The 26,394-nt window shown below is 62.7% G+C and carries 31 protein-coding genes and 3 pseudogenes; 15 read left to right on the forward strand and 19 right to left on the reverse strand.

Annotated features, from left to right (window positions below; genetic code table 11):
* Positions 1–9: 9 nt before the first annotated feature.
* A complete protein-coding gene (locus CAF53_RS22865) occupies positions 10–291 on the reverse strand; it encodes an SDR family NAD(P)-dependent oxidoreductase (protein ID WP_081435224.1) in 282 nt (93 codons plus the stop codon).
* Positions 292–327: 36 nt separating this feature from the next.
* On the opposite strand from CAF53_RS22865, the pseudogene CAF53_RS22870 reads away from it, so the two are divergent.
* Positions 328–850 (forward strand): annotated as a pseudogene (locus CAF53_RS22870) (transposase); the annotation flags it as partial.
* On the opposite strand, the gene CAF53_RS28365 reads toward CAF53_RS22870, so the two are convergent.
* Positions 790–1,140: a tyrosine-type recombinase/integrase gene (locus tag CAF53_RS28365; protein WP_347337870.1), complete on the reverse strand. Its 351-nt coding sequence runs from the start codon at positions 1,138–1,140 to the stop codon at positions 790–792. The pseudogene CAF53_RS22870 and the gene CAF53_RS28365 overlap by 61 nt on opposite strands.
* An 87-nt stretch (positions 1,141–1,227) precedes the next feature.
* Positions 1,228–1,707 carry an Arm DNA-binding domain-containing protein gene (locus tag CAF53_RS28370; RefSeq protein ID WP_011950688.1) on the reverse strand — a complete coding sequence of 160 codons (480 nt, stop codon included), beginning with the start codon at positions 1,705–1,707 and terminating at the stop codon, positions 1,228–1,230.
* A gap of 265 nt (positions 1,708–1,972) precedes the next feature.
* On the opposite strand from CAF53_RS28370, the gene CAF53_RS22880 reads away from it, so the two are divergent.
* The 11 genes from CAF53_RS22880 to CAF53_RS22935 all read left to right on the forward strand — a co-directional run bounded on the left by CAF53_RS22880 (position 1,973) and on the right by CAF53_RS22935 (position 13,746).
* Entirely contained in the window at positions 1,973–2,320 is a 348-nt protein-coding gene (locus CAF53_RS22880; RefSeq protein WP_011950687.1) for a hypothetical protein, read from the forward strand.
* 501 nt (positions 2,321–2,821) lie between these two features.
* Positions 2,822–5,740 (forward strand): Tn3 family transposase, encoded by a 2,919-nt coding sequence (locus CAF53_RS22890; protein ID WP_100239704.1) that lies wholly within the window; start codon positions 2,822–2,824, stop codon positions 5,738–5,740.
* An 89-nt stretch (positions 5,741–5,829) separates the two neighbouring features.
* Positions 5,830–6,012 (forward strand): hypothetical protein, encoded by a 183-nt coding sequence (locus CAF53_RS22895; RefSeq protein WP_100239705.1) that lies wholly within the window; start codon positions 5,830–5,832, stop codon positions 6,010–6,012.
* Complete coding sequence (locus CAF53_RS22900; RefSeq protein ID WP_100239706.1) at positions 5,999–6,718, forward strand: VirB8/TrbF family protein; 720 nt, start codon at positions 5,999–6,001, stop codon at positions 6,716–6,718. Before CAF53_RS22895 ends, CAF53_RS22900 begins: the two co-directional genes overlap by 14 nt.
* A 17-nt stretch (positions 6,719–6,735) precedes the next feature.
* Positions 6,736–7,719, forward strand: coding sequence for a P-type conjugative transfer protein TrbG (gene trbG / locus CAF53_RS22905; protein ID WP_100239862.1), 984 nt, complete (start codon positions 6,736–6,738; stop codon positions 7,717–7,719).
* A gap of 2 nt (positions 7,720–7,721) precedes the next feature.
* Positions 7,722–8,495 carry an SPOR domain-containing protein gene (locus tag CAF53_RS22910; RefSeq protein ID WP_100239707.1) on the forward strand — a complete coding sequence of 258 codons (774 nt, stop codon included), beginning with the start codon at positions 7,722–7,724 and terminating at the stop codon, positions 8,493–8,495.
* A gap of 138 nt (positions 8,496–8,633) precedes the next feature.
* A complete protein-coding gene (locus CAF53_RS22915; RefSeq protein ID WP_242443577.1) occupies positions 8,634–9,869 on the forward strand; it encodes a TrbI/VirB10 family protein in 1,236 nt (411 codons plus the stop codon).
* Between the two features lie 25 nt (positions 9,870–9,894).
* The gene (gene trbJ, locus CAF53_RS22920; RefSeq protein ID WP_100239709.1) at positions 9,895–10,650 is read left to right on the forward strand and encodes a P-type conjugative transfer protein TrbJ; all 756 of its coding nucleotides are present in this window, start codon (positions 9,895–9,897) and stop codon (positions 10,648–10,650) included.
* A gap of 9 nt (positions 10,651–10,659) precedes the next feature.
* Positions 10,660–10,902 (forward strand): EexN family lipoprotein, encoded by a 243-nt coding sequence (locus tag CAF53_RS22925; RefSeq protein WP_100239710.1) that lies wholly within the window; start codon positions 10,660–10,662, stop codon positions 10,900–10,902.
* 10 nt (positions 10,903–10,912) lie between these two features.
* Complete coding sequence (gene trbL, locus CAF53_RS29105; RefSeq protein WP_100239711.1) at positions 10,913–12,625, forward strand: P-type conjugative transfer protein TrbL; 1,713 nt, start codon at positions 10,913–10,915, stop codon at positions 12,623–12,625.
* 2 nt (positions 12,626–12,627) lie between these two features.
* On the forward strand, positions 12,628–13,746 hold the full coding sequence (locus CAF53_RS22935; protein ID WP_100239712.1) for a transglycosylase SLT domain-containing protein: 1,119 nt from the start codon (positions 12,628–12,630) through the stop codon (positions 13,744–13,746).
* Between the two features lie 20 nt (positions 13,747–13,766).
* Here CAF53_RS22935 and CAF53_RS22940 read toward each other — a convergent pair whose 3' ends face one another.
* The 4 genes from CAF53_RS22940 to CAF53_RS22955 are packed head-to-tail and all read right to left on the reverse strand — an operon-like array spanning position 13,767 to position 14,998.
* Positions 13,767–14,066 carry a hypothetical protein gene (locus CAF53_RS22940; protein WP_100239713.1) on the reverse strand — a complete coding sequence of 100 codons (300 nt, stop codon included), beginning with the start codon at positions 14,064–14,066 and terminating at the stop codon, positions 13,767–13,769.
* Entirely contained in the window at positions 14,059–14,301 is a 243-nt protein-coding gene (locus CAF53_RS22945) for a hypothetical protein (protein ID WP_100239714.1), read from the reverse strand. Before CAF53_RS22945 ends, CAF53_RS22940 begins: the two co-directional genes overlap by 8 nt.
* Positions 14,301–14,627 carry a helix-turn-helix transcriptional regulator gene (locus CAF53_RS22950; protein WP_006964370.1) on the reverse strand — a complete coding sequence of 109 codons (327 nt, stop codon included), beginning with the start codon at positions 14,625–14,627 and terminating at the stop codon, positions 14,301–14,303. The genes CAF53_RS22945 and CAF53_RS22950 overlap by 1 nt, the downstream gene beginning before the upstream one ends.
* Positions 14,624–14,998 carry a type II toxin-antitoxin system RelE/ParE family toxin gene (locus CAF53_RS22955; protein WP_100239715.1) on the reverse strand — a complete coding sequence of 125 codons (375 nt, stop codon included), beginning with the start codon at positions 14,996–14,998 and terminating at the stop codon, positions 14,624–14,626. The genes CAF53_RS22950 and CAF53_RS22955 overlap by 4 nt, the downstream gene beginning before the upstream one ends.
* A gap of 434 nt (positions 14,999–15,432) precedes the next feature.
* On the opposite strand from CAF53_RS22955, the gene CAF53_RS22960 reads away from it, so the two are divergent.
* Positions 15,433–15,789 carry a hypothetical protein gene (locus CAF53_RS22960; protein WP_100239716.1) on the forward strand — a complete coding sequence of 119 codons (357 nt, stop codon included), beginning with the start codon at positions 15,433–15,435 and terminating at the stop codon, positions 15,787–15,789.
* Here CAF53_RS22960 and CAF53_RS22965 read toward each other — a convergent pair.
* The 11 genes from CAF53_RS22965 to CAF53_RS23015 all read right to left on the reverse strand — a co-directional run bounded on the left by CAF53_RS22965 (position 15,786) and on the right by CAF53_RS23015 (position 21,564).
* Positions 15,786–16,172: a response regulator gene (locus CAF53_RS22965; protein ID WP_100239717.1), complete on the reverse strand. Its 387-nt coding sequence runs from the start codon at positions 16,170–16,172 to the stop codon at positions 15,786–15,788. The two genes, CAF53_RS22960 and CAF53_RS22965, sit on opposite strands and share 4 nt — an antisense overlap.
* Positions 16,163–16,447 (reverse strand): hypothetical protein, encoded by a 285-nt coding sequence (locus tag CAF53_RS22970; protein WP_100239718.1) that lies wholly within the window; start codon positions 16,445–16,447, stop codon positions 16,163–16,165. The genes CAF53_RS22965 and CAF53_RS22970 overlap by 10 nt, the downstream gene beginning before the upstream one ends.
* Positions 16,444–17,397, reverse strand: coding sequence for a diguanylate cyclase (locus tag CAF53_RS22975; protein WP_242443578.1), 954 nt, complete (start codon positions 17,395–17,397; stop codon positions 16,444–16,446). Before CAF53_RS22975 ends, CAF53_RS22970 begins: the two co-directional genes overlap by 4 nt.
* 519 nt (positions 17,398–17,916) lie before the next feature.
* Positions 17,917–18,198: a hypothetical protein gene (locus CAF53_RS22980; RefSeq protein WP_100239719.1), complete on the reverse strand. Its 282-nt coding sequence runs from the start codon at positions 18,196–18,198 to the stop codon at positions 17,917–17,919.
* Positions 18,188–18,835 carry a recombinase family protein gene (locus tag CAF53_RS22985; RefSeq protein WP_100239864.1) on the reverse strand — a complete coding sequence of 216 codons (648 nt, stop codon included), beginning with the start codon at positions 18,833–18,835 and terminating at the stop codon, positions 18,188–18,190. Before CAF53_RS22985 ends, CAF53_RS22980 begins: the two co-directional genes overlap by 11 nt.
* On the reverse strand, positions 18,835–19,245 hold the full coding sequence (locus CAF53_RS22990) for a thermonuclease family protein (protein ID WP_066609323.1): 411 nt from the start codon (positions 19,243–19,245) through the stop codon (positions 18,835–18,837). Before CAF53_RS22990 ends, CAF53_RS22985 begins: the two co-directional genes overlap by 1 nt.
* Positions 19,245–19,565, reverse strand: a complete 321-nt coding sequence (locus CAF53_RS22995; protein WP_157801347.1) for a hypothetical protein — start codon at positions 19,563–19,565, stop codon at positions 19,245–19,247. Before CAF53_RS22995 ends, CAF53_RS22990 begins: the two co-directional genes overlap by 1 nt.
* A 21-nt stretch (positions 19,566–19,586) precedes the next feature.
* Complete coding sequence (locus CAF53_RS27235; protein WP_157801348.1) at positions 19,587–19,982, reverse strand: hypothetical protein; 396 nt, start codon at positions 19,980–19,982, stop codon at positions 19,587–19,589.
* 12 nt (positions 19,983–19,994) lie between these two features.
* Entirely contained in the window at positions 19,995–20,339 is a 345-nt protein-coding gene (locus CAF53_RS23005) for a hypothetical protein (protein ID WP_014194368.1), read from the reverse strand.
* Between the two features lie 23 nt (positions 20,340–20,362).
* A complete protein-coding gene (locus tag CAF53_RS23010; RefSeq protein ID WP_066609321.1) occupies positions 20,363–20,776 on the reverse strand; it encodes a hypothetical protein in 414 nt (137 codons plus the stop codon).
* Complete coding sequence (locus CAF53_RS23015; RefSeq protein WP_100239721.1) at positions 20,773–21,564, reverse strand: hypothetical protein; 792 nt, start codon at positions 21,562–21,564, stop codon at positions 20,773–20,775. The genes CAF53_RS23010 and CAF53_RS23015 overlap by 4 nt, the downstream gene beginning before the upstream one ends.
* Positions 21,565–21,704: 140 nt before the next feature.
* On the opposite strand from CAF53_RS23015, the gene CAF53_RS23020 reads away from it, so the two are divergent.
* Both CAF53_RS23020 and CAF53_RS23025 read left to right on the forward strand, forming a co-directional pair.
* Positions 21,705–24,662 (forward strand): Tn3 family transposase, encoded by a 2,958-nt coding sequence (locus CAF53_RS23020; RefSeq protein ID WP_011627729.1) that lies wholly within the window; start codon positions 21,705–21,707, stop codon positions 24,660–24,662.
* Between the two features lie 119 nt (positions 24,663–24,781).
* Positions 24,782–25,515 (forward strand): annotated as a pseudogene (locus CAF53_RS23025) (IS5 family transposase).
* 180 nt (positions 25,516–25,695) lie between these two features.
* Here CAF53_RS23025 and CAF53_RS23030 read toward each other — a convergent pair.
* Positions 25,696–26,358, reverse strand: a pseudogene (locus tag CAF53_RS23030) (integrase); the annotation flags it as partial.
* Positions 26,359–26,394: the final 36 nt, after the last annotated feature.

The following is a 26,394-nucleotide window of genomic DNA, read 5'->3' on the forward strand; positions in this document are numbered from 1 at the left end:
AACCAGGGGCTACTCAGAGCGCCCCCCGATCCGATCGACGGCTTGTGCAACGCCAGCCTTGGCGGCGTCGGCATCACCCGCATCAGCCTTCACCGCGAACGCCCTGCAACCCGCTGCCGCGATCTCGGCGACGACCGCGTCTGCCCGATCGGCGCTCTTCGAACAGGCCACAACAACCGTCGCGCCAAGCAACGCGAGAAGTCTGGCGCACGCCGCACCCATGCCGCGACTGCCTCCGGTTACCCGAATGGGCGTATTCGCGACTGAGCTGCCCCCGTCTGAGTGGTCCATCGACTATGATAGTCTGGATCACGAAAGGGACGACGAATGCCGAGCAAGAAGCACAAGCCAAAAGAGATCATCGGCAAGCTGCGTGAGGTGGAGATCGTGTTGGGTCAGGGCGGCACGACCGCCGAGGCGTGTCGGCGGATCGCAGTCAGCGAGCAGACCTATTATCGTTGGCGCAAGGAGTATGGCGGGCTGAAGACCGACCAGGCTCGGCGGATGAAGGATTTGGAGAAGGAGAATCTACGGCTGCGCCGCGCGGCTTCCGAGCTAACGCTGGACAAGCTGATCTTGCAGGAGGCGGCACGGGGAAACTTCTAAGCCCGCGCGGCGACGGCGATGCATAGATCAGCTGCGGCGTGAGCTGCCGGTATCCGAGCGGCGAATATGCCGGGTGCTCGGACAACATCGATCGACGCATCGCAAGGTGCCACGCGGGGCGGAAGACGAGCAGCGGCTGACTGACGACATCATCGCGCTGGCGAAGCAGTACGGGCGATATGGCTATCGCCGGGTGACCGCATTGCTGCGCGATGCCGGCTGGACGGTGAACCGCAAGCGTGTCGCGACCTTATCGAGTTCAGCAACAGCAAGATCGTTGAGCGGAATGGTCGTCGGCTCGCCATTCTTCGTCCGGTCGCCGGACAGCCGCATTTCGCGCCCCGCCCGGTCCAGTTCCTGCCAATGGAGACCGCTGATCTCTTCTCGGCGCTGGCCGGTGACAATCAGCAGCCGAACGATCGGTCCGAAGCATCGATGGCACTCCGGAACCTGCATCCAAACCCTCGCCAGTTCGCTATCGCTCAGCCACCGCTCGCGCGCCTTGACCGCTTTGGGCGTCTCCATACCTTCCATCGGACTTCTATCGATGTCGCCGCGGCTCACCGCCCATCGGAACAGGCGCCTCAGTACGGCAAAGACGTTACGGCGATTGGCTGCTGCTCACGGCATGCGATCAAAGACGGCAACGACGTCAACACGAGTGATCGCGGGAAGGGCTTTGTCCCTCAGCACCGGCTTGACGTGCAGGTGCAGCGATCGCGTTACAAGCGTCGACCACCCTTTTCCCTTGCAGCTTGCAGCGAACCGGTCGGCGTAGTTTGAGAAGGCCAGATCGACAGCCTCGCGGCGTCGCTGCTTATCGGCTTCGACCGGGTCGACGCCTTGATCGACGAGGCGAAGTAATCTCGTCGCTTCCTCGCGAGCGGTGAACGGCGTCCAGGGCGAGCCATGCCCGCCGATCGTATAGCGACGCGTCTTCGCCTCCCGTCCGCCCATGCGAAACTGGACGACGTAGGACGCAGACCCGCCAGCGCTGATCTTCAGTCCGAAGCCCTTCAATTCGTCGTCCCAAAGGAAGCCGGTAACGCCGCCTGCCTGGAGTGCGTCGAGGGTCCGCTTGGTGATTTTTCCCGTGGCCATGACGAACCTCATGTACCAAAAAAGTAATCACCCAGCAATCACCGAACCGGAAGTGGGCGGCGGCGCGCTTCGGCATAAACTACTGAAAACGCTGGGAAGGCGCTGCTAAGCCGTTGGCCTAAATTCGCACGTATCGGAGGTACGTGGCTACAAGCCCAACGATCGCGACCTCCAGGAGCTTGACCGGCTGCGCGGGGAGACGAGCCGGAATACGATTGCGCCCATAGCAGCCCGTGAAGTCGATGTCGTCCGCCGGTCATCCGGGATGGACCGCCAGAGCGACGGCAGTGGACTAGAACGGCCGGGTGCGCGGCGCGCCGATCGTGGCACCACGCCGAATGATCGCGCGGCCGACAGCCAGATGCGCGTGATGGAGGCAGTGATACGACGGACGTTGTTCGACAATCCCGAGGCGGTTGCGCGGGTGATGACAGTCGCCCGCACACAGCTCGATGCGGATATCGCGGCGGGCCGCAATATCCGACCGGCAATGGTCAAGGACGCCTCCCCCAGCGTTAGGCAGGATGTGGTCCGCGGCCGTGACCCAGACACACCCCCCATCCCTCGTCCGGGTCGCGAGCCCAAGCCTCAGGAACGCAGCCGCTCTCGGTGACTGGGAATCGGTCTTTGGTGCCGTAGCTCCTCTGCGACAAAATGGGTCCGGCGATCGCCTCCTGGTTTAAGAACCTGCACATTTGTTCGGATTGGACGAACATTTATCGTGATTGGCAAACCACGAGGGGCATAACTTGAGCCTGCCGGATATACTATGCGCGCGAACCGTCCCGCAAAGCGCGACAATCTTGCCAGATAATATAATCACCGTTATATCGAACGCGCCGGACATCGCTCACGGAGGCTCGAATTGCGCGAAGGATATAATCTCAAGACGCTTGGACCTCGGGCCGCCCAGCTGATCGTCGAACTCAACGAGCGCCGTCAGCCGATCTTTTCAGGGTTCTCGTGACGGCGGTGCAAAAAGTGCCGCTAAGCAAGTTATTGAATTATCTAAATAAAAGCCAATTATGAGTTGTAACCCATTGATATTTAAGGCGAGTGAGGTTTTTCGACCTTTCGTCTTCGGCGTGTAGGCTCGTCTTGGGAGGGTCGAGTCGTGGATGTGCCGCTTCGACAATATCTTGGTTGGGAACGCTTTCCGGCAAATTTGACCGAAGCTGAAGTCGCTTCCTTCTTCTCACTTTCCGGGGATCAACGGCGAGCCGTTTGCCGCCGCCGCCGCCCGTTGAACCGGTTGGGCCTGGCGCTGCAGATCGGCTTTCTTCGACTAACGGGGGCGTCGCTTAATTCCGTGGAGATGATCCCGCCGCAAGTCCTGGCTCATATCGGCGCGGAGCTCGGGATTGCACCACCCCGCCTTGCCTCAATCCGCGCGCTTTACCGCCGCCGCCGCACGTTGTTCGAGCACCACGACGCAGCGAAACAGGCGCTGGGTGTACGCGATCTCACCGAGCATGGGGAACGTGCGCTAAATGGCTTTCTGCGGCGTGAGGCCGGCGACAAATTTCTGGTCGACGAGTTGGAACAAGCCGCGCGCGCATGGCTCCATGATCACCACTATCTCCAATTGCCCGGGCGGCGGCTGCGGGGGTCGGCGGCAGCAGCCCGCCGCCAGCACGATGGCGGACTGTTGGTGAGCGCAGTGGCCGCTGTGGGGACAGAACAAGCGAAAGCCTGGCCGCTCATGCTGTCGGAGACGATGACGAACGGCAAGACGCGATTGGAATGGCTTCGAGACAGTCCTGCGTCCCGTAAAACCAAAGGGCTCGCCGACCACATCGCGAAGATCGATTTTCTGAAGAAGCTTGGAGCCGAGAAGCTCGACCTCGGCTTGGCGACCGGAATGCTAAAGGCCCAGGCGCGATCAATGCTCTACCGCAAGCCTGCGACACTCAAGCGGATGCGCGGCGAGCGCAAGATCCTCGAGATAGCCTGCTTTTTACGCCTGCAATTGCTGCGTCTCACAGACGATGGTCTGGGAATGATCGATTATCGGATCGCCGATCTCTGGCGCCAGGCCCGGACCCGCGCCGAGGCGGCGGTTGAGGTCGAACTGCACCAGCATCAGGCGTTGGTCATGGACTTGGCATGCCTTGTCGATGACGAGAACAGCTCCGATTCCACCGTGCGCGACCAGATGCGCAGAAGACTGGCGCCGTTCCTGCCGGCCGGCGCGCACGGTCCGTCCACGAAGGTTGACCGGGTCCGGCGGGAACTGGCGACAGCAGCCAGAGGTGCCAGTGAGTTGCTGGGCGCCGCTTCGTCGATCAGTCTGGATGTCCCATCGACGCACCCGCTTGCGCAGGCCCTCGCGACACTGGGCCGGCTGGAGGTTTCGGGAGGACGACAACTGCCGGAGGGCACAGACAATCCATTCGGCCGGACATGGTCGTTCCTCATCGATCAACCGGACCGCGAGGCCGCCCTTGGCGGCTATAGGGCGGCGACGCTCGTGCTGCTGAAACGCTCAGTGCGCAATGGCCAGGCCAGCGTCGTCCACAGCCTGGAACATCGTGCCCCTGAGGACCGTCTGATTCCAAAAGCGCAATGGCAAAAGGAACGAGCACGGTACGCGCGAAACCTCGCGGTGTCAGCCAAGCCGGAGGTGACCATCCGCTGGATCAAGGATGAACTCGCGACGGCCTTGAAAGCGATCGATGCTGCGGTGTCCAAGGGCGATATCCGGATCGAAAACGACCGCTTGGTCGTCCCAAAACTCAAGGCGGCGCCGGAAGATGAAAAGCTCAAGGCCATTCGGCGCGAGCTATTCGCCGGCGTCGGAAAGATCCAGCTACCGGACCTGCTGATATCCATTGATGCCACTACGCATTTTTCCTGGGTCCTGTTGGGCAGGGCGCCGCGAAGCGAGCATGAACTCATACTCCTTTACGCGGCCCTGATAGCCCTGGGCTCCGATCTGACCGCCGCCGACATGGCGCGCATGACGCTCAATATTGAGGCCGACGCTGTCGGTGAGATGATGCGCCGCATCGAGGCGAATGGTCGATTGCCGGCAGCCAACCGTGTGGTACTTGATCATTTCAGGACGCTCCCGGTCACGAGATTGTGGGGAGGCGGACTTCAGGCATCAGCCGACATGATGAGCCTTGATGCAACCCGTCGTCTTTGGACAGCCCGCTATGATCCGCGCCGCCGCACGCCGGCGGTCGGAACCTACACCCATGTGCTCGACCAATGGGTGATCCTACACGACCAGGCGGTCGTGCTGAACCGTCGGCAAGCGGGGGCCGCTATCGAAGGGGCTCTTCGCCACGAATCCGTCGACCTCCACCGTGTCGCGGTGGATACCCATGGCCACACACATTTCGGCATGGCGCTGGCCAATCTGGTGGGGTTTGATCTCGCCCCGAGGCTGGCCGGGATGAACAAACGCAAGCTGTATCTCCCACGTGGCCTGAATATACCTGCCACCCTTCGACCGATTGTGAGCGAGACCGTCTCACTCAGTGCCATCACCCAGGGCTGGGACCCGCTCCTGCGGATTGCGGCATCGACCAAGAGTGGCTGGTGTTCGGCGACCTACGTTCTGGACCGCTTTGGCAGCGCCGCACGAGGCGATGAAGCATTTCAGGCAGGAGATGCCTTCGGCAAGCTCTTGCTTACCCGCTTTCTGGGCGCTTATCTTGGCGATCCGGCGTTCAGAGGGATGAATGACGCCCTGCTTAGCCAAGGTGAGTCGGTCCACACCCTGCAGCGCGCGATCTATTCCGGCCCGATCGGCGCACGGCATGGCCGGACGCCAGAGCAGATGGCCGCGATATCGTCAGGCCTGACATTGCTTACCAACGTCATCATGACGTGGAACGCGACCCGGATCGGTGAGGTTCGAGCGCGAATGCCGGACATCTTTCCGGATCACCACATCAAGCACATCGCCCCCAACGCGCACGAGCATATCAACACCAAGGGCGTCATCACGATTGACGTCTCGCTACACCGGGACCGGCTCTTGGGCGCGGGACCGCCAGCGGCCGGGATTAGAAATGTAATATGAAAAACCTCCCCAGTGAGGAATATCAATCACTTACAAGAAACAATGCGTCGTTATTTAAGCAATTTCAACGGGTTGCTTAGCGGCACTTTTTGCATGGCCGTCACGAGAACCCCGACAAGGAATCCATCGCCACCATTAAGGCCCTTGAAGCGGCCTATGGCCCGGCATGGGTCAACGAGTGGCTGGCCATCCGTGGCGTCGAATCCACCATCAATATCGGCCGCGCGGCGGCGGCCCCCTATACCTCGGAGAAGCTGCATGAGTCTGTTTGACAAGCTGCGGGGGCGGCGAGCTGCGGAAAGCGCCCCGGTTGATCCCAACCCCTACCTGAACGCGCGGCGGCAATGGAATGAGCATGTGGGCGGCCTCGCTGCCTCGCGGCGCTTGTGGCAGACTATGGCAATCCTTTCGATGCTGATCGTCCTCGCCGCTGTCGGCGGCATCATAGCGATTGGCAGTCAGTCGAAATTCATCCCTTACGTGGTCCGTGTGGACTCGCTGGGGGACGCGATAGCGACCCAGCGGGCCGATGTGGCTTCGCCGGTCGATGCGCGCGTGGTGCAAGCGCAAGTCGGCTCCTTCATCCAGTCGGCCCGCATGGTGACGGCTGACGTTGAACTCCAAAAGCAAGCCATTTTCCGGGTCTATGGGATGCTCGCGCCGAATGATCCGGCGTTGGCAAAGATGACCGACTATCTCAACGGCAACCCCGACAATACGCCTTTCGCTCGCGCGGCGCGGGAAACCGTATCGGTCGAAATCGCCTCGGTGATTCAGCAAACCAAGACCTCTTGGCAGGTCGATTGGACCGAGACGGAGCGCGATCGGCAAGGCCAGCCTATCCAGCCCCCGGCGAAAATGCGCGCGCTCGTCACAATCCGCGTTGCGCCACCCAGCTCGGCAACCACGGAAGAACAAATCAAGCAAAACCCCTTGGGCGTGTTCGTCCAAGATTTCTCTTGGTCGCGCACACTCTGATGGGAGGGACATTCAACATGAAAAAGATCGCCTATTTCGCCGCCGCCCTCGCGGCGCTGCCTTCGCTCGCGTCCGCGCAGGACGGCCCGCCGCTTCCCGACGACATGCCGCCAGCGAACGCGCCCATGCCAGCCGGGGGAGGGGGGCAAGTAGATCCCAATGCCTATATCAACCCGCGCAATCCGAACCTGACGCGCACCCAGCGCGAGGGCCTGACGATCGCGCGGCGCTGGCAGGCGGAAAGCGCCGAAGGCATCAAGCCGGTGCCGGGCACCGAAGGCGCGGTATTGTTCGCTTTCGGCACCTCCGAACCTTCCGTGGTCTGTGCTGTGCTGCAAATCTGCGATGTGCAGTTGCAGCCGGGCGAGAATATCAATTCGGTGAACGTGGGCGATAGTGCCCGCTGGATGATCGAACCGGCTATTTCCAATTCGGGGCCGAACGAAACCCAGCATCTTATCATCAAGCCGCTCGATGCGAACTTGAATACAACGCTGATCGTGACGACCGATCGCCGCACCTACCATATCCGGTTGGTGTCGCACCGGACGCAATTCATGTCGCGGGTCGCGTTCACCTATCCCGATGAAGCGCAAGCCAAGTGGGCCGCTTTCCGCGCTCGATCGGACACGGCGCGCGCCGAAAACACGATGGCGGTGCCCGATGGCGCGCGCGGGACAGGCAGGGGAGGGAGCGAATATCTCTCCAATCTCGATTTCCACTATAGCGTTGACGGCCGCGCGCGCTGGAAGCCCGTCCGGGTTTACAATGATGGCGTCAAAACCATCATCGAAATGCCGCACGCGATGGAGCAGACGGAAGCGCCGTCGCTGCTGATCGTGCGGGCCGGGGGCAGCGTGTCCAAGGCGGCTGATACCTCCATCGTCAATTACCGGCTCCAAGATGGCCGCTACATTGTCGATCAGATTTTTGACCAAGCGGTCCTCATTTCCGGTGTCGGCAAGCGCCAAGAGCGCGTCACCATCACAAGGGGGGGCTGATCGTGCGCGGTGCGATTTTTGTATCAGCGGCCTTCCTGCTTACGAGCTGCGCGGGCGTTTCGCACCGGGACAGCTTCGCCGTTCCGGCTCCGCCCGATCAGGCCCAAGCCCTCGTTGACGATTCCGTGGCAGAGCTGGTGAAGCTCTACCCGCCCGCGATTAGCCGGGTTCTGATCCCGACTGGCGGGGGCGGAGCCTATGGCGGGGGCCTGCGCTCCTCGATGCGCCAAGCGGGCTATGCGGTGATTGAGACGGGTAAGGGCGTGAAGCCCGATCCTGCGGCCACGCCGCTGCGTTACTACGTCGATCAGCCGATTGCCGATTCCTACCGCGTGACGCTGCGGGTCGGCGCGCAAACTTTCTCCCGCATATATGGCGTGGATGAAAAGGGCATCTACCCGTCTGCCGGGTGGGCGCTCGATCTGACCGGCGCAACGCCGGAGCTGATCGAACGGGCGAACCGGCCCGTAACGCCTGCCGCGCCGCCTCCCGCTCCGTCGCCGGTGGCCAGCACACAAACCGGCTTTAGCGGCAATGCGACGGGGGCAGGAACGTGGTCTGTCAACCTGACGGGCTTCTCCTCCGAAAGCGCAGCACGCGCCTATTGGCGCGCGACGGCGCGCCTTCGCCCTTCGTGGGCGAACATGACGCCGCGCTTTGTCCAAAACGGCCGCTCTCACGGCATCCAATTCGGACAGTTTCAATCCAGCGCGACGGCGCGCGCCAAGTGCAAGGGCATCCGTGCCGCGCGCTGTGGCGTCGTCAAGGCCGGGTAAGGGGGTAGGTTTATGTCTGATGCTGATAGCATGTCGCCGGAAGCCTCGCCGGGCGGTGCAGCGGACGGGAACAGCGGGCGCTTGGTGACGGGCGTTCGCAGGGTCAATAATGCGCCGCTGCTGATCGTCCTCGGCATTGTGGCGCTGTTCATCGCCATCGTGGTGTCGATTATGATTGATCGCTCCTCGGACAATGCGGCGACCAAGGTTCAACCGGCTGTCGGTCAAAGCTCGGCCGATGTTGCGAACAAGGTTGCGGGGACCGCTCCAAGCGGTGCTGCGGAAGTGATGGCGAACGCGCCCCCGCTGCCGCCTGCCGATGGCATCCCGGTTGCGCCGGTCGATCCCAATGCGCCGCCAACCGTCACCGCCTCGCCCGCGCAATCCAACGGCCCCACGGCGGCCGATCTGCGCCGGGCACGCATGGAAGCGATACGCGAAGCACGCCTTGCCCAATTTGGCAGCGCCGTGCGCTCTCCTACCGCCCTGAAATGGCAGGACGGCCGCAATGGGGCATCCTCTGGCTCTGGCGGCATGAGTGGCGGCGCTGATCCGGCAAGCCAGCTCGTCGCCCTCCAACAGCAAATGGCCGCTGCAATGGCGCAGGGCCGCCAGCCCTCGGCCTCCGACATTGCCACCCTTACGGCCCTGTCAAACCAAGTGGCCGGGGGAGGAGCCGGGCCGGGGGCCGCCAATGCCCGCCCGCCTGCCAACTATGGCCAGTTCGCCAACAATGCGGGTGGCAATCGCTGGGCCTCGAATAGCCAAGTAGAAGCGCCCTCACGCTACCAGCTCCGCGCGGGCTTCGTCATTCCCGGCACGCTGATCTCCGGCATCAACTCGCAAATACCGGGGCAGATTGTCGCGCAAGTTTCCCAAAACGTGTTCGACACCGCCACGGGCCGCTATCTCCTGATCCCGCAAGGCTCGCGCCTTGTCGGCGCGTATGATTCCAACCCGGTCTTTGGGCAGACGCGCGCGCTCATCGCGTGGCAACGGATCATCTTTCCTGACGGCAAGGCGATCGACCTTGGCGCTATGCCGGGGTCGGACAGCGCGGGCTATGCCGGGTTCCATGACCAAGTGAACGCGCATTGGTTCCGTATCTTCGGCTCCGCTCTGCTCATGTCGGGTGTGACCGCTGGCGTAACCCTTAGTCAGCCGCAAACCGGCCTCAACGCCAATGGCACCATGTCCGCCAGCCAAGCCCTTAGCCAAGCTCTCGGCCAGCAACTCGGACAGACCACGGCGATGATGATTGAGCGCAATCTGAACATATCGCCCACGCTGATTATCCGTCCCGGCTTCCGCTTCAACGTGGTTGTCGTGAAAGACCTAACATTTTCAAAGCCTTACCGCTCATTCGATTATTGACGCCAAATGAAAGGGAGCAAGCAAAATGAAGTCTCGAATTTTAGCCGCTAAAATTTCTTTGGCGATCACTCTCGCGCTGGCGGCCCCGTCCGCCAATGCGCAAATCTCGGTTATCGACGTTGCGAACGTCCGCCAGACAACCGTTTCCGCGCTGCAAAACGTCGCCACGGTGGCGAAGCAAATCCAGCAGTATCAGACGCAGCTACAGCAATACCAAAATATGATTCAGAACACGGTCGGCGCGCCGGTCCAGCTCTGGCAGCAGGCTACGCAAACGATCGACAGCCTCCAAGGGCAGGTCAATCAAATCAGCTCGTTCGCTCGCCAAGCTGGCGACGTGAACACCTATATGAACCAATTCAAGAATCCGTCCTATTATCAGACCAACGCTTGCACGTTCGGGAATTGCACGGCGGCGCAACGCGCGGCCGCCTTGTCCGCTACTCGCGCCCGCACAACAAGCCAGATGGCCGCAAATGCAGACGCCATGAACGGGATCAACACCGCAATGAGGTCGCTCGCGTCTGACGGCCAACGCCTCGACCAGTTGCAGTCCAATGCCACGGGCGCGAGCGGGCAGATGCAAGCCCTATCCTATGCCAATCAATTCGCGGCTCAACAGGCCAGTGAGTTGCAGAAAATTCGCGGCGTCCTGCTCGCACAAAGCGCCGCCCTGACGGCCCAATCGCAATATCAGCTTGATCGTGATGCTGCGGCCACGGAGGCATCGGCGGCAATGCGGAAAACCAAGCCGACGCCGATCGGAACCTATCAGAATTGAGGGATACCCATGCCGAAATTACGTCTCATTGCGGCCGTCTCCTGCTGCACCGCTACGCTTCTTCTCGCGGCTTGCGGCAAGTCCGAGTCAGAGCCGAAAACGATGCTCTATTACTCTCAACATTTAGATGAAGCCCGTGAGAAGGTTGCCCGCTGCAAAGCCGGTGTCGAAACCGACGCGGAGTGCCAAGAGGCAGGCAGCGCCTTAGCGCACGAAACCAAGCCGACGCCGATCGGAACCTATCAGAATTGAGGATAGCACTATGAAGGCTTTGGCTCGCCTGCACCTGTCCGCCTTGGGAGTGGCGCTCACGCTCGCCGCAACCCCTGCCTATGCGCAATCGCAAGGTATGCTCGATAATGTTCTGAACAGATATAAGGGCATGGCGGCGGCGTGGGCGAGCGTCTTCACAACACACGCCTCAATCCTATTCGGCGCTCTCGCGGCGATCAGCCTCATTTGGACCTTCGGGCAGATGGCGCTGCGGCGTGCCGATCTTGGCGAGTTCGCCTCCGAAGCAATTCGCTTCGCGGTCTTCTGTGGGGTTTTTTGGTGGCTGCTCATAAACGGCCCCGCGATCGGCATGGCCATCATTGAGGGGCTTCGCTCGCTCGGAGCGCAAGCCTCTGGTCTGCCCGACAACTTGGCCCCTTCCGGCATTGTCGATATTGGCTTTGATATTTTCCGCCAAGCGGTTGAATCGTCCAGCGTATTAACGCCGGTCGATTCCGCTCTCACCATTCTGGTTTCTCTGGGCGTTCTGATCGTCTTGGCTCTCGTCGGCGTGAATATGCTGCTCCTTTTGGCCTCCGGTTATATCCTCGCCTATGGCGGGGTTATCTTCTTGGGTTTTGGCGGCTCCCGGTGGACCTCGGACATTGCGTTGAACTATTTCAAAACGGTGGTCGCGGTCGGCGCGTCCCTGATGACAATGGTTCTCATCGTCGGGGTCGGTAAGACTTTCCTCGACCAATATTATGCTGCGACGGGTGAGGGTTCTACCCTCCAAGATTTAGGGACCATGCTTGTCTTCGCGGTCGTCCTTCTGGCGCTCGTAAACAAGGTTCCCGCGATGGTCGGGGGCGTCATTAGCGGCGGCTCGATCCATGCGGCGGGGGGCATTGGAGCCTTTGGGGCAGGGGCCGCGCTGGGCGCTGCCGGGATGGCCGCTGGGGCTGCGGCCACGGGCGGAGCTATGATCGCTGCTGGCGCGATGAACGCTGCGGGGGGAGCCAGCGCGATCAAGGCCGCCTTCGCTGCCGCTGGTGGGGGCGGTGGTGAAGGCGGCCAAACCGGGATGGGCGGCGGGCAACCGCTGTCGTCTGCGGGCGACATGCCGGGAGGCGGCGACAACGGCGGCGGCGGCGGTGGGGGCGGCGGGACGCCCCTTAGCATGGCTATGGGCGGTGATGGCGGTTCACCCCCGGCCAATGACAACAGCCGCCTTCAAGGCGGCTCGGAAGCCGCCAGCGCGGGCGGCGGCACGGCTGCAAGCGCCGCTGCGGGCAGCGAGGCGGCCGATCGTGAAGACAGCAACGGCGGCGGCGCTGCCGGTGGGTCGCCTGCGGGGGAGGGGGAGGCCAGCTCCGCCAGCTCGCAAGGTGAAGGCACGCCCGCAAGTGGCGATACTGGCGGCACGCAACGCACCGGCCTTAGCCGGGCGGCGAAAACCGCAAGCATCCTCGGCGGCGCTGCCGCTGGCATGGCGGTGGATGCTTTGAAAGAGCGGGTGGGCAATACGGTGGGGGGGCGATTGGCGGCCAATATCCGCGCGTCGGCCGCGTCGGCATCGTCGGGAAGTGAAACGCTCGCTCCCGCGACCGGCGCGGGCAGTCCCGCCAGCTCGTCCGATTCATCGCCGCCGCCCACGGCGCAATTCGCGGGAGATACCATTTCGGCCGCCCGTGATGCGGGCGACATGGAGACGCCAGAGGATGAAGTTGCGGCCTTCGTCCAGAGAAGGGGGGACAGCTAATCATGGCCGCTGATCTGCCTCCGGTTGTCATAGAAGAACGGGTGCAATGCTCGATCGCGGCGGCGCTGCGCTATAACATTCCGGCGAACGTCATGTTGGCGGTCGCGGAGCAAGAGAACGGGCGGCCCGGTGCGCGCGTCCAGAACACCAATAACACCGCCGATCTTGGCTCGATGCAGCTCAATTCCAGCTATATTCAATCGCTGGCACGCTACGGCATCCGGCCCGAATATGTGCTTGCGCCGGGGTGCTATCCCTACAACCTCGCTGCATGGCGTATCAGAAACCATATCCGGGATGACAAGGGCGACCTGTGGACGCGGGTTGCCAATTATCATTCCCGAACGCCGGTCCATAATGCCCGTTATCGGGCGCTGATTATGGCGAAAGGCGCGCGCTGGGAGGCGTGGCTTTCCTCGCGCTATAATACCTACAGCGTGAACGGCGTGCCGGTAAGCGGCGGCGCTCCTGCTACGCGATCGACCTCGATCCCGCTCACGATCACGATCACGGCAGCCGACGCGACGGGCGGGGGCCAGCTCGCAGCGCAACCGGCGATCGTCCAGCCCCAAGGCAGCGCCGACGCCTCGGCGGGCTATGTCGCCTCGATCTTGGCCGCTGCGTTCAATGCCCGCATAACCGATACGTGGCGGGCGCTGGAAGCCAATTACGGGGCCGCCAACAGCTTTCACAAATATGGGCAGGCGGTGGATTTCGTGCCGCGTGCCGGGCTGCACACGATCACGCGCGAGCAAATCCGCGCCGTGATGGCGCAACATGGTATTCGCGTGGCGGAGCTGCTGGGGCCGGGGGACCGGGGCCATGCCGATCATTGGCATCTGGCGTTCTATACCGGCGATCAGACTCGGCCGCTCGATCGCGCTCAAATTGTCGTCGCCAGAGCGGAACGCGGGGTAGGGGGCCTAACCTCGGCGGCCGTGCAGCCGATGGGCAGCTATGAGGCTGCGCCAGCTCCGCAAGCCCGCGTCATGGCGGCTCGGCCGAACGCCGCGCCTATTTCCGTTGCGGTGAATTTCCGGCGCGACATGCTGCATCCTTCGCCTACCGATCCCACGGCGGACCCGCGCTTTATTCCGCGCACAATCACCGCCAGCAATTGAAGCGACGGCGCGCTAGGCGCTCAATTCGGCAAGCCGGTGTGGGCGCTGATCCCCATCCCGGCCAGCTCCTCAATGAGCCAGTCTCGAAAGTCCGAAATGGATTTCGCGCCTTCGGCCCTCAAGGCGGCAACGTCTTCCTCTTTGAAACTCCAATCGTCCTTGCCGATGTGGCGCAGGGCGCGCCAAACGCAATGCTTCTGATAGCTGTAGATCGCGCAACGGAGATACCCGCGAACGATCTTTTCCATAGCCGCATCGTCGTTGCGGTGGCGATCTAGCAATGCGTCAAGGTCGGCTATGGACGGATTGGGATCAAGCATGATCGGCCTCGATCTGTAAGGCGAGCTGGGCGAGGCGATCGGCAGCAAGCAAGTCGTCGGCCGCTAGGTCGATAGCGAAGGGTTCGCCGGGTTCGGGCGGCCGTCGATCGGCGGCGAAAGCGGCAAGATAGGGTTGCGCCGCGTCGGTTTCGATCCAACGCCAGAAGGCAGGCCCTTGGCCGAATAGCCCGGCCTCGAACATATCGAGCCGGGCTTGCGCGAAATCATCGCACATTAGGCGAAGTGGATCACGGCCGATTCAGTGGTCCGCCCCTGCGGGCGCACGACAATATCGACCTTGCAGCCAAGCCGGGTGAGCATGGCTAGAAGCCGCTCAACCGAGACGCTGCGGAACTGGCCTCGCAGGATGCGCGACAATTCCGGTTGGGTAGATCCCGTAACCTTGGCGGCGGCGATCTGCGTCAACTTCCGCTCCTGCATGGCCTCGGCCACACGGGTAACGAGCTGGGCTTTCAAAAGGTGGGTGTCGGGGTCGGCAAAGCCTAGATCGGCAAAGACATTGCCGCTGCCTTCCTCAATGATTTCGTCCTGTGCGCTCATGCTGTGCCTCGCGGGGTCTGGTGTTGCCGGTGATGCTCCTCGGCGGATTTCAGCCGCGTTCGGATCAAATCCATATCGGCCTGCGGCGTGGCCTTGCCCTGCTTGGATTTCTTCTGGAAGGCGTGCAGGACATAGACCGCCTCCGCAAATTTGACCGTATAGACCGTGCGGAACGTATCGCCTTGGTAGTCGTCTATGATCTCGACCACGCCAGCGCCGCCAAAGCCCTTCAAGGGCTTAGTGCTGGGGTGCTGTCCGCCCTGCTGCGCGAGGTGCAGGGCATAGCCCATTACGTCCTGCACATCGTCCGGGAACTCCCGAAAATCGCGCTTTGACGATGCCACCCATCGAACCGGCCGTTCAGTATCCATCGCGGCTATTATGCACAAATATACATAGCTCGCAAGCGGAAATTATGCGCGTATGTGCATACTGCGTGAGGCCCGATGCTATCAGCGGAACGATTGTCGGCCGCCGCGATCGGGGCGGCTCAATCGAGCGCCCTACGCGACGAATGTATCAACGCCGGGGATGCAGGGCCGCAATTTTATGCTAGAGGCCCGGCGCGGCCCACGCCCCCCAATTTGTGCGGCCGTCCACTTCCGACGATGGCCCGCAAGGACTCGCCATCGTCGGAAGACCAACAAACAATCTAGCCGATGCCACGCGCCGCCCCCTGTCCGGGCAGGCGAGGGATGCTTACCGTTGTAATAAAATTACTGTTCAATCTGGCCCTAGTTGCGCGTGCAATTGCCCTATTGTTGAGTCATCGTCCCCCTACAGCGACCGAAAGGAGGACTAGGCTATGGTTGATTCTTCCAATATCTATCGAGAGCAACGGAAAGCGGTTGCCCTAGAGTTCATGGAAAAAGCTCTTGCGATACTCGTTGAGGTCGATGATTCAGCCGCAGATTGTTATCTCCAACAATCAATAGATACGTGCATGGCGTCACCGCGCATGACATTTCCCGAAGATGAATTTTGGGATTGTGTTGATGAATTGCCGCATTTGACCGATCGCGTCTTGTTCCTGCATCGGCAGAACGGGCTTGCGATCGAGCAAATCGCCAAACGACTAGGCATCGAACAGAAAGAGGCGGCCGAACGGCTTTCCGTTGGGCTTGCCCTTGTTCGCGGCTCATTCAGCCTGATGGAACATTAATCGCCGGAATCGGGGGGAGGGAGCATCTTGCCGAGTGTGGCGACCAATTCACCGGGCATGTAGGGCTTGGCGATATAGGCAGCGCCGTTCGGCAATTCGCCTGCACCTGGTCGCACACGGCCAGAGGTAACAAGGACCGGCATGGATGGCCATCGGTCGCGGACGGCAGCGGCCAAGGCGAGGCCGGTCATTCCGGGCATTTCAATATCGGTGAATACCGCGCCAATGTCATCGCGGCCGTCAAGGATCGCCAGAGCGTCGGCCGCCTCGCACGCCTCAAAGACGCGATAGCCCGCGTCCATAAGAATGTCGGCCGCCATCGTCCTCACTAGGGGTTCATCCTCCACAACCAGCACGGCCGCGCTGCCCGATCCTAATCCCATTTTCCCGGCTCCCCGTCCTTTTCGGCCTTCTCCTGTGCCGCATCACGCAACATTCCCGCCCAGCAAGCGAGGATCAAACCTTCATCGGGTGCGGTTTCCCCGGTGATGACAGCGTAAATCCCCAGCACGTTGGAGGTTTCCTCCACCGTTGAGACGCCTTTCCCTTCCAGCAACCCGGCGAGGACCGCTAGCGCCCCGCCCATCGCCCGCACCATTGCCGGATCGGAGAGCTTCGCGCCGGGGAATACGTCTTCATCTGGCGTCCCCTCGTTCATGCGGCCTGCGCGCCTCCCTTGGGTGCGATCATCACTTGGTTTCGGCCGCCCTGCTTTGCGGCGTAAAGGGCTTCATCGGCCGCTTTGAGGGCCGCCCTTGGATCAGGAAAATCAAACACGTCCGCAATGCCAGCGGAGAATGTAATTTGGCCCAATGGTTCATCCGTCTTGCGGTTTCGTAAGCGACGTTCGGCCATTTGTTCGCGCAAGCCGTCAAGTTTCTTATGCGCTTCGGACAGGCTGACGCCTCGGAACAGCATAACAAACTCCTCTCCACCGTGGCGCGCTACATGGCAATTATCGTCCGAAATCGTAGCGAGCATTTCCGCGATAAGCCGAATGACCCGATCGCCTGCATCATGGCCGTGCGTATCATTGATGCGCTTAAAATGGTCTATATCGCAGAAAGCTACGGTCAGCGGGTCAAAGCTCGCTCTGGCGTCACGATATTCCCGCTCTAGGACCGTCTCGAAAGCCCGGCGATTGGGAAGGCCGGTCATGTGGTCAATCTCCGCCTCGCGCCGCGCCTGTTCCAGACTACGGCGGAGCGCCTTAGCCTCCTCCTCGCTGCGCCGCATGTCGGTTTCCAGCTTGCGGGTTCGCTCAAGCATCGCCTTCGCCAAATCGGCTAGGCTGGAAAGGATTTGCCCCGTTCCCTGAACCTGATCCAGCTCGGCCACATGCTGTTCCAGCTCGTCGGTATAATCGGCCGTCGCGCTGCGCGTGTCGTTGGCGTTCTTCGAGAAACTTTCAAGCGTCGTTTCCAACCTCGCCATGAGGTGCTGGATGCCATCGTGCTTGTCGATCGTCTCGTCTGCCGCCGTGATTTCGTCCAGCCATTCCTGTGTCACGGCTAGGCCAGCGGTCACATGCTGGGCGATCTTGCGCGCAAGGGCGGGATTGGACCCGGAAAAGGCTCCGTGCGCGGTGAGAAGATTATTGGGCGTCACGTCCAGCTCATAGGTGAGCAGGAAGGCCGCGATTTCATCAAGCAGATGGCGGCGCGCCTGCTGGAAGACATTGCCAGCGCCGTTTGCGAACGCCGGTTTCCCGTCCACGCTGCGCCCCCCGCGCGCGCCGCGAAAACCAAGCCATTCCAGTATCGAGCCAGAAGAATTTCCCGAATTGGTCACTTACCCCCCCAACAAGCAAAACCGATGGCAGCGACCTCGCGCCATTTCCGAAACTGTGCTGTCGGGAGTAGGCCGGAAAGCCAGCGGCACGCCCCCATATTGGAGGCGTGCCCGCTTGGAACCGGGTGTTGGAAACCTGATAATCGTCAGGCGCGAACGCCTTTAAAGCCGGGTGGCTTCTGGACATGCGCGTCCGCCACCCGGTCGTTAAGCTCGACCGGCTCGATTATCAGAGGGTTTCCACGCCCCCGCCCACGTCTCCGCAGGTAGTGCGTGGATAGGCCAAAAGTGCCTCGAAAAGCAATGAATCGTTACGCTAGAGGGACGGGCCGCGCGCTATCGGTCAGCGTCGGCGGGCGTCGTGGCCAGCCCGTCCCTCGTAAGCGTCATATCCTCAATGACGCGGAGAATTTCGGAACCGCGCATATGGCACATGCGCCAGCGCGCGCCCGGCGTTGCACCTTCCGCGCGATCGGAAGCAACAATGCCGTCGAACATCGCGCACGCCTCGTCCAGCGTGGCAGTTTCGCCTATCAGGTGCCAACAGCCTTTCATTTGGCCCGCCATGCGGAAGTCCACCGAAAAGCGGTCGCCTTCCCGATAATCGTCATACGCCATTTTCTTCGCCCCCCGATCCGCTGCCTGCGGCCTCGTCCGCTGCACGTAGCGCCTCATAGAGCGGCGTCTTGCCGATCTTGAGCGCGGCGGCCGCCTGCCGCACCGTCAACCCCTTATCCATCATGTCGCGCGCGCGTTTCAGCACTCCCGGCGTGACAACCGACCTACGGCCGCCCTTTCGGCCGCGCGCGGCGGCGACCTCCAACCCGGCCTTTGTCCGCTCGCGGATCAGCGACCGCTCAAAGTCGGCCAACGCCGCGAATATATGGAAGATCAACGCGCCGCTGGGCGTCGTCGTGTCCATCCCGGCATCTGTCAGCGATCGGAAGCCTATGCCCCGATCACGCAGATTTTCGACAAGCCCGACCAGATGGGGAAGCGAGCGGCCTAGCCGGTCGATCTTCCACACGACAAGCGTGTCTGACGGGCGAAGATAGGCCAGCGCCTCGGCCAGCCCGGCCCGCTCTGCCTTCGCACCGCCTGCAACGTCCGTGAAGATGCGGGCACAACCCGCCTTCTCTAGCGCGTCGATCTGCAAGCCCATGTCCTGTTCGGGCGTCGATACCCGCGCATAGCCGATCAACGCCCCGCCCTCGGCGCTGCGCCTATTGAGCGTTCCGGGGTCTGGCGCGCCCATCATCGCCACCCCTGCCAGCTCGCAACCGCACGGGGGCACTCACGCGCAACCCGCCCGTCCTGATCCCAACGCGCCACATAGACAGCCTGCCCGGCCTCGATCTGGCGGCATGAGAGGCTGCGCCCCTGCACATAGACCAACGCCAGCGTGCGCCCGTAGGGGTCAACCCCTACGCGCTCGATCGAAAGCGGCCCTGTCATGGTCCGCTGCAACGCCTCTTTGCTCGCCTCGGCCCGCTGCCGGTCGCAAATCGCGCCGGGCTTGGGCACCGGCCTGCACCGGCTGTTGCTCGGATCGTCGGGCGCGTCCACGCCAAGAAACCGGATACGCTCGTCCCCGCATCTGATCGTGTCGCCATCGGTCACGGAACAACCCGCCAGCGCGGCGGCGGCGATGAACACCAAGGGCATCAAGTCAGCCTCTCCAACCGATAACCAGAGGCATGATGTTCGCTGGGGCTGGCCGTGGTGATGTAGCGATCATCCCACGGCGCGGCCCCTGCCAGCGCCAAATCGACCGGCCCCCCGATCTGTTTGGCGATACGGCCCGCCTTCGCCCGCGCGGCGCTATGGCTCGCCATGCGCTCGGTCGTAATCGTCGGTTGCGCCGCGATCACGCCGGATTCGTCCCCGCCATAGGCATGGAACTCGAATTGCAGCATGGGAGGAAAGCTAGTCTTACCCCCGCCCGTCGCGCCGAAAACGGCCGTGTGGCCCATAGCGTCACTCATCCCTTGATCCCCTTCGGAGCATCATTGCTCGCCATTCTCTCCGGCCTGCTTCTTCGCCGCGCGATCCCACTCCCACGCTTCATCAAGCATGATCGGGGCAGGCTTGCCCCCAAAGGCTTGCTCGATAGCCTTGGTGGCGGTGCCTCGATCGACGGCACCGGCATCGCCAGAATCGGAAGGCGGCCGATCGCCGGGGAAGCCCTGCTTCGCCAGCTCCTCGCCTATGATGATGCGGGCGCGGTCGCGCAGCTCGGCGGGCAAGTCGCCCATAATGGCCGTGAGGGCTTGCGAGGCGGCGAAGGCCCGCGCGACCTCGCCCCGCATTTCCGTGAGGGCCTTCGTCTCGCCAGATTCCGCAAGGCGGACATACAGCAAGCCGATTTCGCCCCATGTCGGCGTCAAGTCGATGGTTTCCATAGCAGGCGCTCCTTATCCGTGCCGCGTTTCCAGCTTGTCGGCTTCGGCCTTCGCCCCCGCCAGCTCGCTTTCAAGATTGGTGGTGTAGTCGCTCATCACGTCCCAACCTTCGTTGCCGTAGATGAAGCGGGCATAGCCCTGCCGCTCCATCTTCCCGGCCTCGTCGGGCTTCATGGCGAATAGATAATCCTCGTCGGTGGCGAACATGGCGGCCATGATCGCCTTAACGTCCGTGGACGCCTCCAAGGCGATTTCCTCGCCGTCATAGACCGACACGGCATAGCCGCCCGCAATCAGCCCCTCGGCCGCTTTCCGCGCAATCTGGCGCTCGATCGTCTGCCGCGTCTCAACCTTCATCGCTCTACCTTCCTTCGCCCTGTCTATAGGTCCAGCTCGCCTTGTCTGAACTCGGCGGGTTCCTCGCCCTCGCGCCCCTGCCAGAGAATCTTGTCACCCGGCCCCCAGATGGTGACAAAGCCTTGCCCGCTGGGTCGATAGGCAGGCGGCGGCTTCGCCTCGTAGTTATAGCAACTGCTCCGGCCCATCGTGCCCGAAAATGAAAGCGGGCCTCCGGGCCTGTGCATCACGCGGAAGCAATGGCCGCTCGGCTCCTTCACGCGCCGCCCGCGCCCCGTCATTGCCCAATAGCGATAATCGGATTCCTCCCGCTCGCTGGGCGGCGTCCAATGGATGCAGCGCACGCAGGCGGCATCATAGGGCAAACGCGGCGGAGCTGGCGGGGTATCGTCCAGCGCCGGGCCTCCGTTGTGGCCGAAAGGCGGGCGGCCCGTCACGCGGCCTCCCTCTCCGCCAGCTCGCGACGGGCGCGGCGCTTTTCCAGCACGCGGCGCGCGGCGTGCGTCGACTCTAGATCGGGGTGGCCATTGGCGATTTCCTCAAGGGTCGCGCGAGGCGGTGCAATGATCGTTCCCGCGTCGATCGCCGCTTGATAGAGGCTCGCGGTCCTGCCTGCCTCGATCAACAGGCGGCGCGTTTCGCTCTCATACCATCTGCGGAAAGTCTTGGTCGTCGGCGCTGAACGCAACCCGGCGTGGATATGGCCCCGCGCCTCGGCCATCGTCACCAAGCCGCGCTCGCGGGCGAAGGCATCAAGGCTCTGGACGGGAACGGCCCCGGTCGTGTCGCGGTCCACGGCAAGCCAGCGCCGCAACTGCTGCCGGTGGATGCCGATCCCTCCGCCGTCCGTCTCTGCGATGCTCGGATGCTGGCCGATCGCGCGGCGCATCGCGTCCCGGTAAATGGCACCCCCTGCGAGGAGGATTCTATCAGCGCCCCGCGCCGCTTCCGCGAAGGCCGCATGATTGGACGTTGGGAGCCGGAGCAATTCAGCGGCCCGGCTCGGCGTCATGCGCTGCTCATAGTCAGCGATCCGCATATCTGCCGGATGAAAGCCATAGCGGGCGGACAGGAACCAGATTTCGGGGCGGCAATCTTCCCCCAGCTCGGCCAGCGCCGCGCGCAGCGTGCGCCACATCGGACCATCATAGCGATCTATGGCGGGCATCGCCTCCTCGCCGGGGCGTTTGGTCGATGAACAGGCCATCACGATAAGCGCGGTCATGGTTGCGTGCCTCTTGTGTCCGTTTTCTGTCCGTAAATCTAATGTGTCCGTAAACTCATTGCAAGCAATAAAAGGCGGACAAAATGCGATTGTCCGTAAAAGGACCGTCTGACGGACAAGGACGCGGAAGGAGATAGTGCTTGGCGAGACGGCGACTGGTGAGCGCGGAAATCTGGGCAGGGCATTATGGCGCGCCGCTCGATGAGCGCGAGATTGCGCGGCACTATACGCTGACCGGTGACGACCTGGAAATTGTCGGCCGCCGTCGCGGCGATGCCACCCGGCTCGGCTACGCGATGCTCCTACTCTATATGAGATGGCCTGGCCGTGCGCTGGAAGCGGGTGAAGTCCCGCCCGCTCCTGTGCTCGCCTATGTGGCGCAGCAACTCGGCGTCGCGCCCGAAGCCTTCGCGGACTATGCCCATCGGGACCAGACCCGTCGCGAACATCTCGTTGAAATCCGACGATCGCACGGGTTCAGGATTTTCGACCGCAAGGCTTTCCACGAAGTTGTCGCATTCTCGATCCCGATCGCACAGACCATCGTCCACCCCGGCCAGATGGCGGGGGTCATCGTTGACGAACTTCGGCGCCGGCAGATCCTCCTGCCTTCTTCATCGGTTCTCGAAGCGGTACTCCGGCGTGCTCGCCAGCAGGCCGAACAGCTTACCTATGAAGTGCTCACGAACGGCCTGCGGCCCGATACGCTGCAGGGGCTGGACGATCTGCTGGCCCGACGAACAGGGCAAGCCGCGACATGGCTATCCTGGCTGCGCAATGCACCACAGTCGCCGGCAGCGCGCAACATCCTACGCCTGATCGAACGGCTCACTCATATCCGCGCGCTGGATCTCGATCGCGCCCGTGCCGACATGATCCCGGCTTTGACTTTTGACAGGCTGGCGGACGAAGGCAGCCGGATCACACCCCAGCACCTTGGCGAACTCAATGCCCTGCGCCGCCATGCGACGCTGGCGGCGCAGGGCATCCGTCTTGAGGAAAGCCTGACCGATGCCACCCTGACGATGTTCGACAAGCTGTTGGGCAGCATGTCGCGTCGCGCCGAGAACCGGACCCGTGACAAAGCCCTCAAGACGGTGCGCGAGTTGCAAGGCCATCTCCGGACGCTCACAGGGTCTTGCCGCATTCTCATCGAAGCGCGCACCAACGGTGTGGACTCTCTGGCGCAGATCGAGGCGCTGGATTGGCAGCGCTTCGCCGTGGCGGTCGCGCGGGCCGAAGTACTCGGGCGACCGGAAACCGTCGATCGCACCGCTGAATTGATCGAGCGGCATCGCACGGTGAAGCTCTTTGCCGGTGCCTTTCTCAACACCTTCGAATTTCGCGGCGCCGGTGCGGTGCAGGGACTCCTGTCGGCGCTTACCATCATCGCGGAGCTATACCGGACCGGCAAACGGCGCTTGCCTGATCGCGTGCCGCTGCGCTTTGTGCCCTCCGCATGGCGGCCGTTCGTCCTGCGGGACGGCATCGTCGATCGCGCCGCCTATGAACTATGCGCCTTGTCCCAGCTACGGGAGCGGTTGCGAGCGGGAGACATATGGGTCTCGGGAAGCCGCCAGTTCCGCGATTTCGATAGCTACCTCATCCCGCCGGCCACCTTCGACGCGCTTCGCGAGAAGGGGCCGTTGCCGCTCGCCATCGAAACGGACTTCGATCGTCATATCGAGGAAAGGCGCGCCAGGCTCGACACGGCGATCGAACAGGTGACGGTCCTCGCCCGACAGGGCGAGCTGCCCCAGGTCAGGCTTGACGAAAGCGGCCTTATCATCTCGCCGCTGAAAGCGGCAACGCCACCCGCCACCGAGATTGCCCGTCGCGCTGCCTATGACCGACTGCCGCGCGTGAAGATCACCGATCTCCTGCTTGAGGTCGATGCCTGGACCGGGTTCAGCGAATGCTTCATCCATCGGCGTTCGGGCCGGGAGGCCGACGACCGCAATGCGCTGCTCACCGTCATCCTTGCCGATGGCATCAATCTCGGCCTCACACGCATGGCGGAAACCTGCCGAGGCGCAAGCCTGCGCCAGCTCGCCCATCTCCACGACTGGCACATCAGCGAGGCCGCCTATGGTGAAGCGCTGGGAAGGCTGATCGACGCCCATCGCGCCATGCCGCTCGCCGCGCTGTGGGGAGACGGCACCACCTCGTCGAGCGACGGACAGCAATTCCATGCCGGGGGCCGTGGCGCCGCAATCGGCGACATCAACGCGCGCAGCGGCAACGAACCGGGCGTTGCCTTCTACACCCATGTCTCGGATCGATATGACCCCTTCGCGACCCGGGTAATCGCGGCGACCGCCGGCGAAGCTCCCTATGTGCTGGATGGCTTGCTGTATCAGCAGACCGGCCTGACAATCGAGGAGCACTACACCGATACAGGCGGTGCATCGGACCATGTGTTCGGCCTTATGCCCTTCTTCGGCTACCGCTTCGCGCCGCGCCTGCGCGACATCAAGCAGCGTCGTTTGCACCTCCTTCCCGGCCAGGAAGCCGGCCCCTTGCTTGCCGGCATGACGGCCGAACCGATCGCATTGGGTCATGTCGCGGCGCATTGGGATGAACTGCTGCGGTTCGCCACATCGATACGCACCGGCACCGCCACCGCTTCGGCGATGCTTCGCCGCCTGTCCGCCTATCCGCGACAGAACGGACTGGCCCTCGCGATGCGCGAGCTGGGCCGCCTCGAACGCTCGATCTTCATGCTCGACTGGCTGCGCGACATTGATCTGCGCCGGCGTACCCAGGCGGGCCTCAACAAGGGCGAGGCCCGCAACGCGCTCGCACGCGCGCTCTTCTTCAACCAGCTCGGCGAATTGCGTGATCGGCGGTTCGAGAACCAGACCTATCGCGCCTCCGGCCTCAACCTGCTCGTCGCCGCCATCATCCTGTGGAACACCCGCTATCTCGAAGTGGCGCTGGCTGATATCGGCACGCCCGACGAAATCGCACGTCACGTCGCGCCATTGGGCTGGGAACATATCTCGCTCACCGGCGACTATAGCTGGAATGTTGAAGATCGGCCCGATCCGGATGTCCTGCGGCCACTGCGCGCCATCAGTTCGTTGCTCGCCGCGTAACGTTCACCATACGTTCGCGCTTAGCGTGCGGATGCGTCACTTTCGTGTAGTCACCCCTTTTGGAGGCAGGCTTGAGCCGGGGCGATCTGACTGAAGCGGAATGGCGTGTTTTGAAGGGTTTGCTGCCTATTGAGCCAGCGAACCGAGGGCGCGGACGCCGTCCTGAAGAGAGCCGCGCGATCATCAACGGCATACTCTGGCGGCTTCGCTGCGGAACTCCGTGGCGTGATGTTCCGCCCAAATACGGCAACTGGAACACGATCTACCGGCGGTTCCGGCGCTGGAGTGAGGCCGGGGTCTGGGAGGCCGTCTCAGTGACGCTGGCCGAGATCATGGCCGACAGCGGCCACTACAGCATCGATAGCACAACGGTTCGCGCCCATGTCTCGGCAGCGGGCGGAAAAGGGGGGCTTGTCGACGAGCTCTTGGCCGCTCGCGGGGCGGGTTCACCAGTAAACTTCACTGTCTGGCTGATGGACGAGGACGACCGCTCGCGTTCCACCTGACTGTCGGCGAAGCTGCTGACTGCAAGGCTTATGACACCCTGATCGCCTTGCCGGAACAGGCACCCAAGGCGCTTCTGGCCGATAAGGGCTATGATGCAGATGCTATCCGCGTCGACCTTGCAAAACGCGACATACAGGCCGTCATCCCGGGACGATCCAACCGCCGCGTGAAGATCCACCACGACCGCGAACTCTACAGGCAGCGCAACCAGATCGAGCGCTTCTTCGGACGCCTCAAAATCAATCGCGCCATTGCCACCCGCTATGACCAACTCGCAGACAGCTTCCTGTCCATGGTCCATATCGCGTCAGCAAAATACTGGCTCAAATTTGTCCACGCCGCCTAGAGGCGCGTGGCGATCACGGCCTTGTCGCGTAAAAGCGATGACCTCCCCGTCGTCGATCGTATTTCTGGGTGACAATCACCCGATCCCGCCGGCTTTGCCGTTACCCAAATCCGATTCTATGATCGACAAACCAGTTTGTGTGCAGAAGATGATCATCAATTGGGCCGGAGCGAACAGACCCTATGCCAGCTTCGCCATGAGCCGCCCGGCGGCCCCCTGTTCGGCGGCGAGATTGCGATTGTAAGCGAGCGGCATGCGCGGGCTTTTCCAGCGCAGCGCGTCCATGATCCCGGCCAGCTCCTCACCGCTGACGAACAGATCCTGGTTCAGCCCCACCCGCGTCGAATGCGCGCTGATCCCCCGGAGCAACCGTGTCAGATCGTCGGCGGTGAGGTCGGGCAGCGCGCCGCGGTCGAACGCCCGGCGGATGATCGTGCGCCAGAGCGGCCCGATCGATCCGGGATGCAGCGCCGCCGCGCCAACATCATAGGCGGTGCGCGCCGGCTGCGCAGGCTTACCCTCCCCTCGCATCAGCACCAGCCTGCCTTCCGCGTTGAGCCGGGCGATCCCCTCCCCCGCCACCGCCGCGCGTGCCTTGATCCGCCGCACCTGCACCCGGCGAAACAGCGGCCCTTCCGCAATGTCCGCCGCCTCGAGCCAGGCGGTGATCGCGCGTACGCTGCGCGCGCTGAGAAATGCCGTCGCCCCCTCCCCTTCGGGATCGCCCTTCGAACGCGGGACCCGCAGCAGCCGCGCTTCGGGATCGGTCGCCTCGAGAAGGTGCTCGACCTGGATCGCGACCAGTTCGGAGGCGCGCAGCCCGGTGTCATAGGCGGTTGTGACCGGACAAAGAAGACTGCATCCGGCCCCATTTCCCCG

Origin of the sequence: Sphingobium sp. LB126, from assembly GCF_002795205.1 — a bacterium.
Classification (GTDB): domain Bacteria; phylum Pseudomonadota; class Alphaproteobacteria; order Sphingomonadales; family Sphingomonadaceae; genus Sphingobium; species Sphingobium chungbukense.

What these genes read in the sequence shown, in the direction of transcription:
- CAF53_RS22880 (WP_011950687.1), top strand. Translation starts at nt 1,973, where the DNA reads ATGGACCGCCAGAGCGACGGCAGTGGACTAGAACGGCCGGGTGCGCGG.
- CAF53_RS22995 (WP_157801347.1), bottom strand. Translation starts at nt 19,565, where the DNA reads ATGAGTGACGCTATGGGCCACACGGCCGTTTTCGGCGCGACGGGCGGG.
- CAF53_RS22980 (WP_100239719.1), bottom strand. Translation starts at nt 18,198, where the DNA reads ATGGCGTATGACGATTATCGGGAAGGCGACCGCTTTTCGGTGGACTTC.
- CAF53_RS22935 (WP_100239712.1), top strand. Translation starts at nt 12,628, where the DNA reads ATGGCCGCTGATCTGCCTCCGGTTGTCATAGAAGAACGGGTGCAATGC.
- CAF53_RS22900 (WP_100239706.1), top strand. Translation starts at nt 5,999, where the DNA reads ATGAGTCTGTTTGACAAGCTGCGGGGGCGGCGAGCTGCGGAAAGCGCC.
- CAF53_RS22925 (WP_100239710.1), top strand. Translation starts at nt 10,660, where the DNA reads ATGCCGAAATTACGTCTCATTGCGGCCGTCTCCTGCTGCACCGCTACG.
- trbG (WP_100239862.1), top strand. Translation starts at nt 6,736, where the DNA reads ATGAAAAAGATCGCCTATTTCGCCGCCGCCCTCGCGGCGCTGCCTTCG.
- trbL (WP_100239711.1), top strand. Translation starts at nt 10,913, where the DNA reads ATGAAGGCTTTGGCTCGCCTGCACCTGTCCGCCTTGGGAGTGGCGCTC.
- CAF53_RS28365 (WP_347337870.1), bottom strand. Translation starts at nt 1,140, where the DNA reads ATGGAAGGTATGGAGACGCCCAAAGCGGTCAAGGCGCGCGAGCGGTGG.
- CAF53_RS22965 (WP_100239717.1), bottom strand. Translation starts at nt 16,172, where the DNA reads ATGGGATTAGGATCGGGCAGCGCGGCCGTGCTGGTTGTGGAGGATGAA.
- CAF53_RS23005 (WP_014194368.1), bottom strand. Translation starts at nt 20,339, where the DNA reads ATGAAGGTTGAGACGCGGCAGACGATCGAGCGCCAGATTGCGCGGAAA.
- CAF53_RS22955 (WP_100239715.1), bottom strand. Translation starts at nt 14,998, where the DNA reads ATGGATACTGAACGGCCGGTTCGATGGGTGGCATCGTCAAAGCGCGAT.
- CAF53_RS23015 (WP_100239721.1), bottom strand. Translation starts at nt 21,564, where the DNA reads ATGACCGCGCTTATCGTGATGGCCTGTTCATCGACCAAACGCCCCGGC.
- trbJ (WP_100239709.1), top strand. Translation starts at nt 9,895, where the DNA reads ATGAAGTCTCGAATTTTAGCCGCTAAAATTTCTTTGGCGATCACTCTC.
- CAF53_RS22865 (WP_081435224.1), bottom strand. Translation starts at nt 291, where the DNA reads ATGGACCACTCAGACGGGGGCAGCTCAGTCGCGAATACGCCCATTCGG.
- CAF53_RS22940 (WP_100239713.1), bottom strand. Translation starts at nt 14,066, where the DNA reads ATGCTTGATCCCAATCCGTCCATAGCCGACCTTGACGCATTGCTAGAT.
- CAF53_RS27235 (WP_157801348.1), bottom strand. Translation starts at nt 19,982, where the DNA reads ATGGAAACCATCGACTTGACGCCGACATGGGGCGAAATCGGCTTGCTG.
- CAF53_RS22945 (WP_100239714.1), bottom strand. Translation starts at nt 14,301, where the DNA reads ATGTGCGATGATTTCGCGCAAGCCCGGCTCGATATGTTCGAGGCCGGG.
- CAF53_RS22960 (WP_100239716.1), top strand. Translation starts at nt 15,433, where the DNA reads ATGGTTGATTCTTCCAATATCTATCGAGAGCAACGGAAAGCGGTTGCC.
- CAF53_RS22985 (WP_100239864.1), bottom strand. Translation starts at nt 18,835, where the DNA reads ATGGGCGCGCCAGACCCCGGAACGCTCAATAGGCGCAGCGCCGAGGGC.
- CAF53_RS22990 (WP_066609323.1), bottom strand. Translation starts at nt 19,245, where the DNA reads ATGCCCTTGGTGTTCATCGCCGCCGCCGCGCTGGCGGGTTGTTCCGTG.
- CAF53_RS22950 (WP_006964370.1), bottom strand. Translation starts at nt 14,627, where the DNA reads ATGAGCGCACAGGACGAAATCATTGAGGAAGGCAGCGGCAATGTCTTT.
- CAF53_RS22970 (WP_100239718.1), bottom strand. Translation starts at nt 16,447, where the DNA reads ATGAACGAGGGGACGCCAGATGAAGACGTATTCCCCGGCGCGAAGCTC.
- CAF53_RS28370 (WP_011950688.1), bottom strand. Translation starts at nt 1,707, where the DNA reads ATGGCCACGGGAAAAATCACCAAGCGGACCCTCGACGCACTCCAGGCA.